At 39.5% G+C, this 17,115-nt stretch carries 14 protein-coding genes and 1 riboswitch; of the genes, 4 read left to right on the top strand and 10 right to left on the bottom strand.

The window, feature by feature from the left end:
- Positions 1-3: 3 nt before the first annotated feature.
- From I2F89_RS03720 to I2F89_RS03705, 4 genes are all read right to left on the bottom strand, one after another.
- Positions 4-507: a DUF5590 domain-containing protein gene (locus I2F89_RS03720; RefSeq protein ID WP_071867476.1), complete on the bottom strand. Its 504-nt coding sequence runs from the start codon at positions 505-507 to the stop codon at positions 4-6.
- A 68-nt stretch (positions 508-575) separates the two neighbouring features.
- Positions 576-3,365, bottom strand: a complete 2,790-nt coding sequence (locus tag I2F89_RS03715) for a helicase C-terminal domain-containing protein (protein ID WP_195513591.1) — start codon at positions 3,363-3,365, stop codon at positions 576-578.
- A gap of 279 nt (positions 3,366-3,644) precedes the next feature.
- Positions 3,645-3,845 (bottom strand): cold-shock protein, encoded by a 201-nt coding sequence (locus tag I2F89_RS03710; protein ID WP_005875554.1) that lies wholly within the window; start codon positions 3,843-3,845, stop codon positions 3,645-3,647.
- A 374-nt stretch (positions 3,846-4,219) separates the two neighbouring features.
- The gene (locus I2F89_RS03705; protein ID WP_071867474.1) at positions 4,220-5,326 is read right to left on the bottom strand and encodes a hypothetical protein; all 1,107 of its coding nucleotides are present in this window, start codon (positions 5,324-5,326) and stop codon (positions 4,220-4,222) included.
- A gap of 476 nt (positions 5,327-5,802) precedes the next feature.
- On the opposite strand from I2F89_RS03705, the gene I2F89_RS03700 reads away from it, so the two are divergent.
- Positions 5,803-7,110, top strand: coding sequence for a serine hydrolase (locus I2F89_RS03700; RefSeq protein WP_195513500.1), 1,308 nt, complete (start codon positions 5,803-5,805; stop codon positions 7,108-7,110).
- Between the two features lie 336 nt (positions 7,111-7,446).
- The gene (locus tag I2F89_RS03695) at positions 7,447-8,649 is read left to right on the top strand and encodes a YdcF family protein (protein WP_074799533.1); all 1,203 of its coding nucleotides are present in this window, start codon (positions 7,447-7,449) and stop codon (positions 8,647-8,649) included.
- Between the two features lie 51 nt (positions 8,650-8,700).
- Here the strand turns inward: I2F89_RS03695 and I2F89_RS03690 are convergent, their stop codons facing one another.
- The 4 genes from I2F89_RS03690 to I2F89_RS03675 form a co-directional block, all read right to left on the bottom strand.
- A complete protein-coding gene (locus tag I2F89_RS03690; protein WP_086334943.1) occupies positions 8,701-9,957 on the bottom strand; it encodes a voltage-gated chloride channel family protein in 1,257 nt (418 codons plus the stop codon).
- A 51-nt stretch (positions 9,958-10,008) separates the two neighbouring features.
- A riboswitch (Fluoride riboswitch) is annotated at positions 10,009-10,076 on the bottom strand.
- A 40-nt stretch (positions 10,077-10,116) separates the two neighbouring features.
- A complete protein-coding gene (locus I2F89_RS03685) occupies positions 10,117-10,773 on the bottom strand; it encodes a FusB/FusC family EF-G-binding protein (RefSeq protein WP_195513498.1) in 657 nt (218 codons plus the stop codon).
- 281 nt (positions 10,774-11,054) lie between these two features.
- Positions 11,055-11,558 (bottom strand): HD domain-containing protein, encoded by a 504-nt coding sequence (locus tag I2F89_RS03680; RefSeq protein WP_071866780.1) that lies wholly within the window; start codon positions 11,556-11,558, stop codon positions 11,055-11,057.
- A 123-nt stretch (positions 11,559-11,681) separates the two neighbouring features.
- Positions 11,682-12,443: a TrmH family RNA methyltransferase gene (locus tag I2F89_RS03675; protein WP_071866779.1), complete on the bottom strand. Its 762-nt coding sequence runs from the start codon at positions 12,441-12,443 to the stop codon at positions 11,682-11,684.
- A 108-nt stretch (positions 12,444-12,551) separates the two neighbouring features.
- Between I2F89_RS03675 and I2F89_RS03670 the strand changes: the two genes are divergently transcribed.
- Positions 12,552-12,827 (top strand): acylphosphatase, encoded by a 276-nt coding sequence (locus I2F89_RS03670; RefSeq protein ID WP_034687338.1) that lies wholly within the window; start codon positions 12,552-12,554, stop codon positions 12,825-12,827.
- Positions 12,828-13,045: 218 nt separating this feature from the next.
- Positions 13,046-13,984: a membrane protein insertase YidC gene (gene yidC / locus I2F89_RS03665; protein WP_019723692.1), complete on the top strand. Its 939-nt coding sequence runs from the start codon at positions 13,046-13,048 to the stop codon at positions 13,982-13,984.
- A 60-nt stretch (positions 13,985-14,044) separates the two neighbouring features.
- On the opposite strand, the gene glyS is transcribed toward yidC, so the two are convergent.
- Positions 14,045-16,114, bottom strand: a complete 2,070-nt coding sequence (glyS, locus tag I2F89_RS03660; RefSeq protein ID WP_071866778.1) for a glycine--tRNA ligase subunit beta — start codon at positions 16,112-16,114, stop codon at positions 14,045-14,047.
- 1 nt (position 16,115) lies between these two features.
- The gene (gene glyQ / locus I2F89_RS03655) at positions 16,116-17,033 is read right to left on the bottom strand and encodes a glycine--tRNA ligase subunit alpha (RefSeq protein ID WP_010734964.1); all 918 of its coding nucleotides are present in this window, start codon (positions 17,031-17,033) and stop codon (positions 16,116-16,118) included.
- Positions 17,034-17,115: the final 82 nt, after the last annotated feature.

The raw sequence follows: 17,115 nt of genomic DNA, 5'->3' as shown, positions 1-17,115 counted from the left end.
TTTCTATATCCCGCTGATGACTTTGACTTCCTCTCCCGTTTCAAAAGAAATTAAATAATAATTCAACTGGTCATCTGGCGTTTTGGCAATGACTTCCCATACTGGTTCATCTTTGTACATCCCTAAGGAAGCTTTTTCCACTTGTTGATCGGGATGCTTCTGGCTGATTTCTTGGCGGGCAGCTTCTTCGGTCAATCCTGCTTTTTGTTCTAAAACTTTTACTCGCTCACCTGATTTAGGAATGATCACTGCAATATCTTGCCCTTTATCGTTTTGGCCTGTTAATGAAAAATAAGTGGCTTCTCGAGTAAACCAATAGAATTGGTCCACTTCCTCGAGATTTGCATATTGTTCAGCTAGCTTTGTCGCCTCTTGTTTCGCTTGCGTCATTGGGCGTGTCGCACGCAGATAAAAAATAGTGCTGATCACGATTACTGCTAATAAAGCGATGATCAAGCCTAATAACACGCGATTGATCGTATGTTCTTTGTTTGTCTGATTCTTCAAGGACTGTCGCTCCTTCTTTTTTCATTGATGTCCATTATAACAGATTTCGAGGTGAAAATAGTCCTCGATCATGGCTTAATTTCTTCGTTTTTGTTTAAGAAATCATGGATATCCTCACAAATTTGTTCAAAAGGCGCCTCTTGGACAGGTATTTTTTTAGGTAAAGCATGAATGATCCTCGCGCCATATTTTGCGGTCACCAATCGTCGATCTAAAATCAGCAAGACGCCTTTGTCCGTTTCCGAACGGATCAAACGACCTAAAGCTTGTCTGACCTTCAATGCTGCCTTTGGTAAGGATTCTTGATAAAAAGGATTGATGCCTTCTGATTCTAAATACGCATTTCTCGCTTTGACCATCGGACGTTGTGGATGATCGAATGGCAGTCGCGTAATGACGACTAATTGTAACGCATCTCCTGGCAGGTCGACGCCTTCCCAAAAACTATCTGCACCGAATAGTACGCTCATTTCAGAAAGAACAAAGCGTTTCAATAGTTTCTCACGACTGCCACCGATTCCTTGAGCTAAAATCTCTCTTCCTTGTTCAAGCATTGTCAAATGCATTCGTTGATATACCTTTTGTAAAACATCATGAGAGGTAAACAAAACCAGGATTGGTCTTTTTTCTTGTCTGATCAACTGGTATAACACATCCGTTAGATAATCGACATATGCTGTACCACTTAATTGATTGATCTCTGGTGCTTCTTTTGGTACGAAGATCCGTGCTTGTTTTTCGTAATCATAAGGAGAGGCAATGACTTTCAGCGGAGTTCCTTCAATTCCTAATCGTTTCGCTAAATATTGACGATCTGGACCTACTTTTAATGTCCCACCTATATATAAAATCCGTTCATAGCGCTGATACCAAACTGTGTTTGGGATCAGTGCGGCAGTGAAATCGTGGAGATGGAACATCGTCTGCTGAGGGGTGGAACCCGGAACGAACCAATGGACTAAACTTTCTTGCCAATTCTCCAACCATTCTTCCATAAAACTTGCTTGTTGATCTAAACGATCAAATAAAGCATACAAACTTGCAAGATCGACACGCATTTGCTTCGTCCAACTTTCTTGAAGCACCTCTAACCCTGAACGGATCCTGTACTGCAATTCCTTTATTTCTTGGTAAAAAAGATGAAGATGGTCAATGGCTGTACTTGCTTCAAAAGATAATTTATCCAAGTCCTCTTTCATGATCATGACTTCTTCCGGGTAAGTTTGTCTTTTTTGTTGAGGTACGATCTCAAGTAGCCCTTCAGCTAAACAAAGCTGTGCCTCACGAAGCGCAGACAACTCTTCTTTGTAGATATCAAGCCAGCGCTGGCCTTCATGATTGGCTGGAAGATAGCCTTTGAAGCGATCGAACAAACGGTCAGGTTCTTCGAATAATTGTACTTCCTTGTTAAAATAGCTCAAACTGAATCGTTGATCATTGACTTTTTCAGCAATCTCTGGCAAATGATGTGCTTCATCAATCAATAAATAAGGACTTTCAGGCAACAACGGTGTCTTTCTTTGTGTTTCTTGGACTAAAAAAGCATGGTTGACGATCAAGAAGTTACTTTGCTTGATTTGTCGATGCAAGAATCGAATAAAATCTTGTTCATAGAACGCTTGTTTTTTCGCTAAAAAGTCAAGCCCGCGATGCGAAACATCTGTAAAAAAGGCATGATTCAAATTCGTTAGATGCAACTCATCTAAATCTCCTGTTTTCGTCTGTGTCAGCCAGACAAGAACCGTCATTTGATAGAGTGCATACTGCTTTTGCTCTTTTGGCTCAAGTAGTGTGGCTTTAAACCGTTGCAAATCGAGATAATGGCGGTAGCTTTTGATAATCGTCGCTTGGATCGGTTGGTCGAATAATTGGTTTAACAAAGGAATATCTTTTTCCATGATCTGCTCTTGTAAAACAAGCGATACCGTACTGATAACTGCCGGCTTCTCCGGTGTGGCTAAGTAGCTAAGAGGCAATAGATAACCAATCGTCTTACCCATACCAGTCGCTGCTTCGATCATCAAATTTTTCGATTCATCTTTGGTAAAATGATCATAGACAACATTCATCAAACGATTTTGTTCTTTACGATATATCAACGTTTTTCCAAATATTTTTTCTTTCGCTTGTTTTTTTCTTGGATAATCTTTATGGCCATAGTAAACTTCTGAAAACAGTTCGACTTCTTTTTTTTGTAAGGCGATCCCCTCGATGATTTCCAGTTCATCGGATAAAGGGGGTGGTTGCTTTCTCAGTTCGTTGGTGATTTGTTCGATGAATAATCTGGTATCCATCCCTGTATGCTTGCTCAGTTTCACGATCTGTTCAAGCGTCACTAAAGGTAACTGACGCATCCGTTCTTCAATCAGTAAGAGCAACTGTGCTGTCACTTCTGCATCACTGTCTGCCTGATGGGGGTTATCGTGGATAAAACCCAGACTTTCTGACAAATCAGCTAAACGAAAGCTCGGTTCGGTCGGCAAAAATATCTGTGCCAACTCGACCGTATCGATTCCCGGAATCTTTAATTTAGGTACGCCACAGCGAGTCAATTCATGATTCAAAAACTGATAATCAAAATAAATATTATGCGCCACGAAGATAGTATCCGCTAGAAGGTTGTAAATCGTTTGTGCTACATCTTCAAAATAGGGTGAACGATGGACACGTTGATTGGTGATCCCTGTCAAATGCTGGATCTGTTTTGAGATTTTTCGCCCAGGGTTGATATCCATCGAATAACGAGAGGTGATCCGCCCATCTTCGATCATGACACATCCAAATTGGATAATGCGATCTTCTTTTGGATTTGTCCCAGTCGTTTCAATATCAACGACTGCATAAGTTTTCGGTTTCAACATATCTTCCTCTTCTCTTCCCTCTAGTCTTCTTTTGAAATTATACTACAAATCACTTGAAAATTCTTAGGAAATCAACCTAAAGCATACGTCTGTTGTTATCTTTGCCACTAAGAGAAACAGTAAGTCCACTTCCAGCCTCCTTCTCTCGTTATCACTCATCCAACCATGCAAGGCGATGTCTAAGGTGTAGAGAATCAGAGCATATGAAAAGAAAACACAAAAAAGCCCAGACCGCTAGGAACTAGCAGACTGAGCTTTTATTTAGTAGTGGGTTAATTAAGCTTTAACAACGTTAGTTGCTTGAGGGCCACGTTGACCTTCTTCAACATCGAAGTTTACTGTTTGGCCTTCTTCTAAAGTTTTGAATCCATCACCTTGGATAGCTGAGAAATGAACGAATACATCGTTGCCGTTTTCTGCTGTAATGAAACCGAAACCTTTTTCTGAGTTAAACCATTTCACTGTACCTGTTTCCATAATAAAAATCCTCCTTGTGTATCAAACACATATTTTGCAATTACTTGAATGGTGAATATCTGGAAGATGTTTATTTGAAACAAACTACCAAGATTACCGAACAAAAACTACATAGTTATTGTAGCACATTAATTACAGTTTAGCTAGTAAATTTTGGACTTTTTTTATTTTTTTTTCATTCTTTTGCTTATTTCTCCAAAAAAAACGAACGTTTTTAATTTACACTTAAAAAAAATTCACTTTTCAACTTGCTGATCTTCTCATCTTTCTCCTGAGAAATAAGAAAAAGCCACGAAATCAAGTAAATGATCTGCATGGCTTTTCCTTTTTTATTAAATGGATGACCAAACGTTTCTAGGTACTGTTCCTAGAGACTAATAACGCAATATCGCGGTCAAACTCTTTTCGTCAGGCGCATCTTTTTGATCCAAGATAAAGACTTGTCCGCCATTAGTGATCACGTCGTCAGCCAGTTGATTCAACACTTGTCGACGGTCGTATTCTGTTTCTGGGTCTTCACCAAATCCGTCAGCAAGATTAGAGGTTGCGATAAATAAGTGAGAAATCTTCCCTTCTTTCGCTGCTGGCACGATGTCCACTAGTTGATCCAAGAATTTTTTATCTAACAATTGATTGTAGCTACTTGCTTCCTTCGCTGCCAGTTCATCCGAAAGTTTCTTCGCACCTGCTTCGATATCTTTTAAAGATAATTGGGCAGGTGAAGCTGAGATCGCCACATCTGAACGGTAATAAGGGTTTTTTGCCACTTTTTTGAACATTGTTTGATTTTCAGGCAAAGCGTACAAGTACACAGGCCATTTTTCAGGATTATCCAAGCTGTCTTTAAGAAATTCATCGACCGCTTGATAATAATTGATCCAGTCAATTTCAACTTCTTCGTCTTTCGGGTTCACCCCATGGAATGTTGAGCCTTCACTACCATTTGACGAGTAGTTGATACCTCCACCTGTCAACTCAGAGCCTAAAGCTGTCACCACATCTGTTGGTGCTCCTTCGGGTAGATCAACTTCTTTTACTTGTTTGTTGCTTACTTCGTAAAGCTTCATTGAATCACGATTCAATCCCAGTAAATAATACGAGTAGTTAAAATGTCCATTTTTGATGATCGCTAATAAATAAGGTAGATCACTTACATAATATTGATCATCTACTGCAATGCTCAAACGATGAACAATGGTACTTTCAGGAGACAAGATCACCGCGACACTCGCAGTGGCACTGCGCCAAAATGAAGCATCTTCTAGTAGTTGATCGATCTTTTTTTGAAAAATCGACCAATCATGCTCCGCATATTTCTTTTCAAAACGTTTTTTTGCTTCTTTTGCAAAGTTCTTGAATTTGATCTGATCTTTTTCCACATCTTGATGTGCAACGTGAGTGTTTAGCATAATAGTAATAAATGGTCCTTTGGCACCTTCTGAAGTCAGTTGTGACAGTAACTCTCTATCCTTTTTCGCCATAAACGTACCCCTCCTAAAAATCATTTCTTCAATACTACTAACTAAAGTCTACCACAACCATTTTTATCCATAAAACAAAATGACCCCTAGACAAAAAAACGTTTTCAATCTCATCTCTAACTAAGGCTTGTTTTCTTCAACTATTCTTCAAAATTTCATCAATGATTCGTTACATTTCACAGCGAAATTATTCATACCTAACTGATAACATTAAGAAAAGTAGAAATCGAGGTGTTTTTATGCAATTATTGATGATATTTAGTTTACTATGTATGACTGCTCTATTTGTATTCACTGCCTTTCGTCTAAATGAACCCGAGGCTCAACCTGTGCGAGTCAAAAAGAATCAACGCTAACTATCCTCTTGTGTTCGTTTGGTTTATCTAAAGTTTTTTTCAGAAACATTGAAACTACGCACACTCTCTGATAAAATTTTAATTTGTAGCAAATCAAATTAGAAAACAAGGAGATTGGACATGGGCACTAAGAAAAAACATTTCGCTTTACTGTTGGCAACGCTTCTTTTGACGTTAGGATCATTCTTGCCAACTTTATCCGTACAGGCCGATGAAGCATTTTCTGTGAATTCCCAAGCAGCCTTTGCTGTGGATGCAACAAGCGGAAAAATTTTATACGACCAAGACGGAGAAAAAACAATGGGGATCGCGTCAATCTCAAAAATCATCGGGTTGTACATCGTACTTGACCAAGTCAAAGAAGGAAATTTATCCTGGGATGATGAAGTGGCAATCTCCGATTATGCTGAAACATTAAGCATCGCACCTAATTTATCGAATGTTCCCTTACATAAGGAGAATACCTATACTGTAAAAGAACTTTTTGACTCTGCCTTTATCCAATCAGCCAACGCATCAATGGTCGCTTTAGCTGAAAAGATCTCTGGTAGTGAAACAGCATTTCTGACTGTCATGAATGACCAGTTAAAAGAATGGGGCATTGAAAATGCAACGATCGTCAATGTTTCTGGGTTGAACAATGTTTACCTTGGCGCAAATCGTCCAGAAGGGACTGGCGAGGCAGATGAAAATCAAATGTCCGCAAAAGACGTAGCAATCATCGCACGTCACCTGTTACTCGATTTCCCTGAGGTACTAGAAGTGACGAGCACTGCAACAAAAATGTTTGGTGAAAACACACAATCCCCGGTGGAAATGGTCAATTGGAATTGGATGCTTCCAGGTTTTATCAACTTCAAAGAAGGCGTTGATGGACTAAAAACTGGAACAACTGATTTTGCTGGTGCTTGTTTTGTCGGTACCATCGAACGAGATGGCAAACGCATCATTACAGTCATATTGAATGCTGAAGGTCATGAGCAAAACCCAAGCGTTCGCTTCACCGAGACGGCTCGCTTGATGGATTATTGCTATGATAACTGGTCAGTCAAAGAAATCGGTAAAGCAAACGCAAGCATTCCTTCACTCAAAGCGATCGATGTGAAAAACGGAAAAGAAACTTCTGTCAATGTCGTATTAAAAAGCCCAGTCAGTGTCTGGGTCAGAAATGATATGGATACGGGTCAATTGACGATCACACCTAAGATTGATGAGACAAAGGTAAAGGATAATGAACTTGAAGCACCGATCGTTAGAGGCACAAAGGTTGGCACAGCCACCATCACTTTAGCTGATGATCAATTAGGTTACTTAGAAGATGGTGCCTCTCCAAGCACAGACATCATCACTGCTAGTTCGGTGGAAAAAGCGAACATCTTTGTGATTGGCTGGCGCAATGTCACTAATTTTTTCAGTAATCTATTCTAAATAAAAATTCCAAATAGTTAGATCAACTACTTACCCAAACAGTCAAAGCTGGCTCTTCTTCACGAATCGACGAGACGCCATCAACCTTTACTGTTTGGGTATTTTTCTGCTTCTTACAGAAAATAAATGTATTTTCTATTTTTTCTTTTTTTATAACAGCATTTTTACAAATTTTTCGTTATACTGTAGATGGTAGATTGTTACTTGGAGGGTTGGTCTATGAGGGGCGAGTAACACTATCAGTTCGTGTTGAATAATCATCACTAGTCTGTTAATCAGCTGTTTCCTTTTTCATTCGCAGTGATGACTCCACGATTAGAAAAAGGAGTTGGTATTATGAATTTAACAAGAGATTTGATTTTTTCGATTCTCTATATCGTTGGGATGGTTGGGATCATCACCTGGCGCAGGAAACAAAAAGATCCAGCGTTATTCTTTTATTGTGGTACTTGGACATTCGCATTGATGCTTACGTATTTCATTGTATTGGAGATCTTTTATGCGAGTTTTTATTTCTTGATCCCTCTCGCTTTTTTCAGTATCTTTGCTTTTTTTTATTTTACCGAAAAAAGGCGACTACTGAATGGTTTGATCTTCAATTTATTTTTGATTAGTTTCGGCGCTTATTTATTACTCTTGCTTTTTGAGACGCAGAATATCTTTATTGGTGGGATTTTTGCTTTGATTGCAGTACCTGCTCTATTGATTTTACTATTTGGTATATATATTTTGGTCGTCTTTCTCATTTGGAATGGCATCATCGTCTTAAAAAGAGAATCACGTTCACTGGCTAATCTTTTGACTTTACTACTAGGGATTGCATTAACACTATATATAGTTGCCACAGTATTTTTAATCAATTACTTGCCAGCGTGGATCAATGTTCTTCTTTCTGGTATAGCAGTTATCTTGATTTATCTGTTTATTGTCTTCTATAATTTTATGACTGTCTCTTTCTTATATCAGTTCAACCGACCACGTTATAACCAGAATTATATTATTGTGTTAGGCGCAGGCCTGATCAACGGGGAACGTGTTTCTCCCCTGCTAGCTAAACGGATCGACAAAGCGATTGCCTTTTATTGGGCCCAAAGTCATGCTACGCTCAATCCACCGATTCTTTTGATGTCTGGTGGTCAAGGTGCAGACGAAAAGTTACCAGAAGCAATTGCCATGAAAAACTATGCCTTGGAAAAAGGGATTCCAGAGCGAGACATTTTAGTTGAAACAAATTCAACAACCACTTTAGAAAATATGCGTTTCTCTAAAGAATTGATGGATCGTGAATCTGGCGGTGGCGCTTATCGTGCGATTTTCAGTTCAAATAATTACCACATTTTCCGTGCAGGACTCTTTGCGAAGCAAGCACAGTTAAAAGCCAATGGTATTGGTGCAAAAACAGCCTTTTATTATTTGCCGAATGCTTTTCTTAGAGAATATATCGCGATCTTGATGTTGCACAAAAAACGTCACATGATCGTATGTGGTACTATCTTTGGACTGACTGGATTGCTAGCTTTGATCACACTTATCGCCTAAAAAAAAGAAGTTGCGCTTCATGCAACTTCTTTTTTTCTTTCAATCAGTAAACTATTCTCTCTGATCTTTTTTCATTGGTAAAAATAAAATCCCTTTTTTGATCATTACTTTTTGTGCGGAGTAGATTCCGTTATTTCCTGAACACATGAAACTGATCAAACAAATCATAAAAAAGAAACTAGCTGCTTCTCCTCCAAATAATTCGATCCCCATAACAAAACAAGCAATTGGTGTATTCGTCGCTCCAGAAAACACACCAATAAATCCTAATGCAGCTAGAAAAGGAATCGAAACATGCAAGATAGGAGCTAAAGTTGCCCCTAGAGTTGCGCCAATCTCAAACAAAGGGGTTACTTCCCCACCTTGATAGCCAGCGCCTAATGAAAGGACAGTAAATCCCAATTTACCGATAAAATCATAGGCATGTGCTTTTCCGGCAAATGCATCTTGCAATAAAGGTAAGCTAAGTCCTAAGTAGCGTTGTGTTTGTAAAATCAGTGCAACAACTACGACAATTCCTCCACCAATAAAATTTCTAGTGATTGGATGTTTGAACCATTTCAGATACCACTTTTTCAAAAAGACGATCGAACGACTAAAAACCCAACCAATCACGCCAAATGCGATACCCGCCACCATCAATTTGCCAAATAGAGCAGGACTCCACCCTGGGATTTCCCCCATCTTATAATGGATATGCGTGACACCAATACTTTCCGTTACAAAATTAGCAAATAAAGCAGCAAAAAAACTGGGAAAGATCGCTTCTGTTCGCATCTTTCCGATCGCTAATACTTCAAGTCCAAACAATGTGCCTGCTAAAGGTGTCCCAAACACTGAACTAAATCCCGCACTGATCCCACTAATGATCAGCACCTCTCGTTCGATAGGACTCAATTTTAATCCTCTTGCTAGATTTTCAGCTAAAGCGCCCCCCATTTGGACTGCTGTTCCTTCTCGGCCGACAGAACCGCCAAAGAGATGCGTCGTGATCGTACCGAAAAGCGTTAAAGGAATCAATCGGAGCGGGATTTTTTCTTCCCCACCATTCCCTTGATCAATGACCAGATTATTCCCACGACTGGCATTTCCACCGTATCGTTGATAAAGAAATGCAAATAATGCCCCACTAACGGGTAATAGATACAATAACCAAGTATGTGCTTCTCGTAAATCCGTCACCACGGTTAAGCTATTTAGAAAAAAAGCGGAAAGTCCTCCCATTAGTACGCCTAAACAAGCAGTGATCACTAACCATTTCAACATATATGTTCCTACTTTGAATGGACTAAGTAAACGTTGATCCATTTTTCTATTCCTCCCCACAAAAAAAGCCTACTAAAAAAACGGATTCTCCGATTTTTAGTAGGCGTCATTAGTCATCTATCGATCGACATTTAAAGGCGAACACCATCACCTATTCATTTACAGAAAGTCTATCATACATTCTCAAGAAAAACAATGGCGCTATTTTTCTTTCTTCACGATGTCTGTAAATTCATAGAATGGTGCCAGCTTTACTAGTTGCTGATTGCACTGATCACTATCATGACAAATGTAATTTCCTTTTTTAGTATACGTGCCATCTGATCCTGATTTTGTCGTAGAAAGAAACATCGAAACACTCGAAGTCTTATGGCAAATCGCGCATACTCCTTTGATGATCGTCGGAGAAAGTGTGCCATGGACACCTTGTAGCCGCTCATCTGCATAATAAAGCAGATATTTCTTCTGTGTTCCTGGATCATTCCAGCCCACATAAGTATGCTCTTTAAGATCCAATGTTTGCCAATCTGGGTGTTTCAGCTTTTTCACTTTTCGGAATATTTTTTCCACTTGGATTTTTGATGGTTGCTTGAATGGCGCAACATGTTCTTTTAAACGTTCGAGCAATTCTGTCGCTTTTTCTTTTTTCAAGTTTGTGTCCATGATTTGCTTCACAAATGGTTCAAGTAAGGCGATTACATTAGGATCATTTTCTACTACCTCGTTGATTCGTTCTGTGGCTAATGCTTGAACAGTTGCGACAGTTTTTTTATCATTCACTGAATGATAGACATTTAACAGTTGCTCGATTTCTCGTTTGATAAAGAAATATTGATACGTTTTGATTGTTGTTTCCATGATTTTTTGAGTCCTTTCTTCTTTCAAAAGTAGCTACTTTGAAGAAAAAAGAGTCCTTCAACAAAGTAAGCTTAATAACTGAAGTCCTTGAACTCTGCTAAATAAGATACGTATGGCATCTTATCATCACCCCCTTTATGCTTTTTTTCATCTATGTACATTCACCTAATAAAGAGTTAACCTTATAAAACTTGTTTCGTCAACTACTTTCCCACAAAAAAACAGTCAAAGGTTTCCCATGATCGGGACCTTCGACTGTTTTCGTTCGGCTGGTCAAATAGTTAGATCGACTGTTCTTTTCCAAAATATCGTTGCCATTTTTGTTTCATTGTATCCGTTACTGGTTGCGCCGCTTCTTTCACTGCACAATACTTGTCAACAAATGTCACAATATAGCTTTCTTTGTATTTTGGTGGAGCGATCGTTGCCCCCCACATATGTTTCAAGATGATGTCACGCTCTAAATCAGAAAGTTCAGTAATCTTTTCTGCATTTTTCACAGCGATCCTAGGATGCACATACGCATGTGTGCCTTCATCAAATTTTGTTGTACGCCAGTCATAATAGAATAGGTCATGTAAAAGTCCTGCACGTGCAGTAGCTCTTGCATCTCCCCCCCATTTTTTTGCTAATTTGTAACTATGATAAGAAACACTGATCGAGTGTTCCAATCTTGTCGAATGTACATGTTGGATATAATCAGCTAATTTTTGTACTGCTTCTGTTTCTAATAGATCTTCGATATAAGACATGTATTCTTCGTCTTCACGCCATTTTTCTGTCATAATTTTCGATCTGCCACCTTTTTGAATTTCATTTATCGTTGAAATTGTACATAGTATATCATTCATGTTCGGAATATTCTAGTGAGGTTGTTTAAAAATCCAAAAAGCTTAATAGTTCCTTAATCAAGAAGAAAGATGATACAACAATATGCCCGTAGCTACACCGACATTCAATGATTCAGCATGACCATTCATTGGGATATAGATGTTTTTATCAGTTAGTGCTAATAACTCTGACCGCACACCTTGCCCTTCATTTCCCATAATGATCACATAATTTTTTGTTGGTACGACGGTTGGAAGAGAAACAGCTTCTTCATTGAGTTCTGTTCCGTATATCGCAAATCCTTTTTCTTTCAATTCAGGAATGAGCGCGTCTAACTCTTGTGAGATAACTGGTAAATGGTAATTGCTTCCCTGCATACTTCTTAAAACTTTGGTGCTATAAATATCAGCTGAACCTTTCCCTAAGATCACACCTGCTAAACCAAACGCATCTGCTGTTCGGATCATCGTTCCGACATTTCCAGGATCTTGAACATTGTCTAAAAGCAACCAGCCTCCTGTATCTATTGACACCTGGCTAACTTCTAGCGGCATCACTGCCACGATTCCTTGTGGTGTTGGTAGATCAGAGATCACCGCCATCACCTCATCCGTGACTAAAAAGCAATCCAATGTGTGTTGTTCGACCCATGTCCCCCATTCTGACCAGCCTCTTTCAGTCAGAAAGATTTCTTTAGGTATGACTTTGGCATTCACAGCTTCTTCGATCAAGTGAAACCCTTCAAGCAGGTACTCCTGTCCTTCTTCGCGGTGCTTCTTTTTATGTAATTTTTTTATTTCTTTGATTCTAGGATTTTTTGCTGATTGAATTTTTTTCACGTTTTCCACCTCACTTCATTATAGCATGGAATCAATCGTTGGGCTTGTTAGTTTTATAAAAAATCGTTATCATAAATTTATCAAATAGAGGAAAGAGTGGTGCTTCAAATGAAAAAAGTTAAAATGAATGTTCAAGGGCGTGTCCAAGGTGTAGGTTTTCGTTATATGACAAAAATAGTAGCTGATCAATTAGGCGTGACAGGAACAGTTAAAAACGAAGAAGATGGTTCGGTGACGATCGAAGCCGCTGGTGAGGAGGAAACCATCGATCAGTTCATCAAAGAAGTCAAGCAATCACCTAGTCCCAGTGGTCGTGTCCAATATGTCGACTTACAAGAACATCCGATGATGGAAGAACGAAAGAAATTTGATGTAATTGGCTAAATTTCTCTTCTTGAACGCACATATGAAGAAAGTCGTTGTTGCCGTCTACTGACAGATGATTTTTTCAATTGTCTGTTCTTTTACTGGTCTTCCCTGTCCCTCACATGATTGGCTAAACTTAGGGGAATTATTTGAATTTTCTATGAAGTTCATTGAATTATTCTTATATTTTTAGTATAGTTAAGCTTGTGTAAAAATTTTAAAAGAGGAAGTATTTTATGAATAAATGGAAAAATTGGTTACTAGGTTCTGGTCTTGTAACACTCTTACTTTTCTTATCTGGTTGTGTCAGAATGGACTCTGAAGGAAACCCTGATACATCTGGGATCGTCTATCGCGTATTAGTACATCCTATGGGACAAGCGATTACATATCTTGTGCAGAATTTCAACTGGTCATACGGTTGGGCTGTTATCTTGATGACTGTGATCGTGCGAATCATCATTTTACCTTTAGGAATCAGTCAATCGAAAAAGACAATGATCCAATCTGAAAAAATGCAAGCATTGAAACCTCAAGTCAGTGCCGCCCAAGAAAAACTAAAAGCGGCAACGACCCGTGAAGAACAAATGGCTGCGCAAGCGGAGATGCAACAAGTGTATCGCGAAAATGGGTTAAGTATGACTGGCGGAATCGGTTGTTTACCTTTATTGATCCAAATGCCGATCTTCTCAGCACTGTACTTCACTGCTCGCTATACAGAGGGTATCCGTGAATCGACTTTTTATGGGATCGATTTAGGGAATCCAAGTTTGGTCTTAGTTGCGATTGCCGGGATTGCTTACCTTATCCAAGGGTATATCTCAACGATCGGTATTCCTGAAGAACAGAAAAAAACGATGCGCACCATGTTGATCGTTTCACCTGCGATGATCGTCTTCATGTCGATCAGTGCTCCTGCGGGAGTGACCCTTTACTGGGTAGTCGGTGGTATCTTTAGTTGTCTACAAACATTCATCACCAATGTGATCATGAAGCCACGCTTAAAAGCACAGGTCGCAGAAGAATTGAAACAAAATCCACCGAAACAAGTCGTGACACCTCGCAAAGATGTGACACCTGAAGAAACGACGAAAACAACGAAAAAAATCAATACACAAGCAACCAAGAAAAATGCTAACGGTCGAAATGCCGGTAAACAGCAACGTAAAAAATAAAAGGTTTGGGATGTTCGCATCCCAAACCTTTTTTTGTTTCAAGCTTTCACTTGATCCGTCTTATTTTGTAATGATTTGATCCAGACTAGCAATACTTAATGCCATGTCAGCAATTTGTTGCAACTGTGCTAAACGGTTGTTACGGACAGCTTCATCTTCGACCATGACCATCGTTTGATCAAAATACTGATCGATAACTGGTCTTAAGCTGACTAATTGCTCATAGTTCTCTTTAAGTGTACGTTCCGCAAACTGAGCTTTCACTTTCTCAACTGCTTCGTACAATGCTTGCTCTGCTTCATTTTCAAATAAGCTTGGATCAATTTCATTCGTTGTTTCTTCGGCTTTTTTCGCTAGGTTCATCACACGCGTCAAAGCTTCCATCGATGGTTTGAAGTTTTCATCTTGCAAACGTTCTTTCAATAGACGTGCAGCTGCAAAAACGGTTGTCAAATTACTTTCCTTCGCATTCAAGACAGCATCGATCACATCGTGGCGAATGGCTTTTGTCATCAATCGTTGGCGTAAACGACCTTTGATAAAGTCGATCACATCACTTCCTTGAACGAAAGCTAACCCGAAACGCTCTTGATTTTCATTGATTGCCGCATTCACTTCTTGTTGTAATTGTGCCAATGGGAAAGCCCATTGTTTTGCTTCAATGATCCGAACGATCCCATATGCTTGTCGGCGTAATGCGTAAGGGTCGTTTGAACCACTTGGCACCATTCCTACAGTGAAGAAAGAGAAAATACTGTCTAATTTATCGGCAATAGCCAAGACTGCACCAATCGTTGTTTCTGGCAATTCACCTTCACTGGCGATCGGTAAATAATGTTCACGGATCGCTGTCGCAACTGCTGGATCTTCTCCATGCAACAACGCATATTTTTCACCCATGATTCCTTGAAGTTCTGGGAATTCTCCAACCATGTTCGTCACTAGGTCAAACTTATAGATTTCGCCGGCACGTTGTAATGCAGCTAGTTCTTCGCCTGATAAACCGACAGATTTACCGATAACAGATGCAATCACTTGCACACGTTGCATTTTTTCATATATGCTACCGATCTTTTCATGGAAAGTCACTGATTTCAACTTATTGACATAATGTTCGATGGGGAATTTTTTGTCTTCATTGTAAAAGAATTCCGCATCTTCTAAACGCGCAGTCAGTACTTTTTGGTTCCCACGAATAACGTTATCTAGCTTCACACGATCGCCATTTCGTACAGCGATGAAATGTGGTAAGAGTTGTCCTTCGGCATTTCGCACATCAAAATAACGTTGGTGTTCCTTCATGGAAGTCACGAGTACTTCTTCCGGTACAGACAGATATTTTTCTTCAAAATCACCAGCAAAAACAGTTGGATACTCGACTAGATTATTGACTTCTTCAAGTAGATCTTCATCAAAATCGATGTGCCAATCATTTTTTGTTGATAATTGAGTCGCTTGTTCCATGATCATTGCTCTTCTTTTTTGTGGCGAAGCAACTACAAATTGCTCAGATAGCTTTTCTTCATATTCCGCTGGATGAGCAAATGTCACATCTTCACCTAAGAAACGATGCCCACGAGAAGCACGTCCAGTTTTCACATCTAAAAATTCAAACGGGATCACTTCTTCCCCAAATAGTGCCACGATCCAATGAATCGGGCGAATGTATTCAAAGTCAAAGGAAGACCAGTGCATTGTCACAGGGAATGTCATGCTTTTAATCACATCGATCAATCCTGTCAAGACTTCGATCGCCGGTTTGCCTTGAGTATATTTCGTCACATAAACATATTCCACACCTTTGATTTCTCGGAAGGTGATATCGTCTGTCGTCAATCCTTGCCCACGAACAAATCCCTGAGCTGCTTTAGACCAGTTGCCTTCAGCATCTAATGCGATTTTTTTCGCTGGACCTTTCACTTCTTCTTCACTGTCAGCCTGACGTTCCGGCACATTTGTTACTTTGATCGCCAAACGTCTCGGAGTCGAGAATGTTTCGATTGCATCGTAAGTCAATTGATTGTCCGTTAAAAACGCTGCTGTTTTTTCTTCTAATTGCTTCATGCTTGGTGTCACCACATGCGCTGGCATTTCTTCCAAGCCAATTTCTAATAATAAGTCCTTTGCCATCTTATTCACCTTCCTTAACAGTCGTTGGATTTTCTGATTGATTATTCAGCAATGGGAATCCAAGTTTTTCACGTTCTGCAACAAAGATTTTCGCCACAGATTTCGCCATGTTACGAATGCGAGCCAAGTAGCCAGCACGTTCAGTCACAGATACTGCACCACGAGCATCTAATAAATTGAAGGTGTGACTACATTTTAAAATGTAATCATATGCTGGATGGACCAGATTTTCTTCAATACAACGTTTCGCTTCTTTTTCAAAGCGATCAAAATTACTTAATAATAATTCTTGATCACTCACTTCAAATGAATATTTTGAGTGTTCGTATTCAGGCTGTTTGAAGATCTCGCCATATTTGACACCTGCTGACCATTCAAGATCATACACACTTTCCACTTCTTGGATATAAGAAGCTAGACGTTCTAACCCATAAGTGATTTCTGAAGTGACTGGTTTACATGGCAAACCGCCGACTTGTTGGAAGTACGTAAATTGCGTGATTTCCATGCCATCTAACCAGACTTCCCAACCAACACCGGCACACCCCATCGAAGGGTTTTCCCAGTTGTCCTCAACAAAGCGGATATCATGTTCCAACGGATCGATCCCTAACAAACGCAAGCTTTCCAGGTAAAGTTCTTGGATATTTTCTGGTGATGGCTTCATCACCACTTGGAATTGATGGTGTTGATATAACCGGTTAGGATTCTCACCATAACGACCATCAGCTGGTCGACGTGATGGCTCAACGTAAGCGGCATTCCAAGGTTCTGGACCGATTGCTCGCAAAAATGTGTAAGGACTCATTGTACCTGCCCCTTTTTCTGTATCGTATGCTTGCATCAGCATACAACCGTTCGATGACCAAAATTTTTGTAATGTCAAAATCATTTCTTGAACTGTTTGCTTCTTACTCATATAATTACCCCTTTCATCTTAACCAAGAATCAAAAATAGTAACAAAAAAAGTCCCTATGTTTGCGTAAACAAACATAGGGAC

The organism is Enterococcus sp. 1001283B150225_161107_E12, from assembly GCF_015556925.1.
Taxonomy (GTDB): domain Bacteria; phylum Bacillota; class Bacilli; order Lactobacillales; family Enterococcaceae; genus Enterococcus_B; species Enterococcus_B mundtii.
This window is presented reverse-complemented; position numbering and strand designations above follow the sequence as displayed.

What these genes read in the sequence shown, in the direction of transcription:
- I2F89_RS03705 (WP_071867474.1), bottom strand. Translation starts at nt 5,326, where the DNA reads ATGGCGAAAAAGGATAGAGAGTTACTGTCACAACTGACTTCAGAAGGT.
- I2F89_RS03680 (WP_071866780.1), bottom strand. Translation starts at nt 11,558, where the DNA reads ATGACAGAAAAATGGCGTGAAGACGAAGAATACATGTCTTATATCGAA.
- I2F89_RS03710 (WP_005875554.1), bottom strand. Translation starts at nt 3,845, where the DNA reads ATGGAAACAGGTACAGTGAAATGGTTTAACTCAGAAAAAGGTTTCGGT.
- I2F89_RS03700 (WP_195513500.1), top strand. Translation starts at nt 5,803, where the DNA reads ATGGGCACTAAGAAAAAACATTTCGCTTTACTGTTGGCAACGCTTCTT.
- yidC (WP_019723692.1), top strand. Translation starts at nt 13,046, where the DNA reads ATGAATAAATGGAAAAATTGGTTACTAGGTTCTGGTCTTGTAACACTC.
- I2F89_RS03685 (WP_195513498.1), bottom strand. Translation starts at nt 10,773, where the DNA reads ATGGAAACAACAATCAAAACGTATCAATATTTCTTTATCAAACGAGAA.
- glyQ (WP_010734964.1), bottom strand. Translation starts at nt 17,033, where the DNA reads ATGAGTAAGAAGCAAACAGTTCAAGAAATGATTTTGACATTACAAAAA.
- I2F89_RS03695 (WP_074799533.1), top strand. Translation starts at nt 7,447, where the DNA reads ATGAATTTAACAAGAGATTTGATTTTTTCGATTCTCTATATCGTTGGG.
- I2F89_RS03690 (WP_086334943.1), bottom strand. Translation starts at nt 9,957, where the DNA reads ATGGATCAACGTTTACTTAGTCCATTCAAAGTAGGAACATATATGTTG.
- glyS (WP_071866778.1), bottom strand. Translation starts at nt 16,114, where the DNA reads ATGGCAAAGGACTTATTATTAGAAATTGGCTTGGAAGAAATGCCAGCG.
- I2F89_RS03670 (WP_034687338.1), top strand. Translation starts at nt 12,552, where the DNA reads ATGAAAAAAGTTAAAATGAATGTTCAAGGGCGTGTCCAAGGTGTAGGT.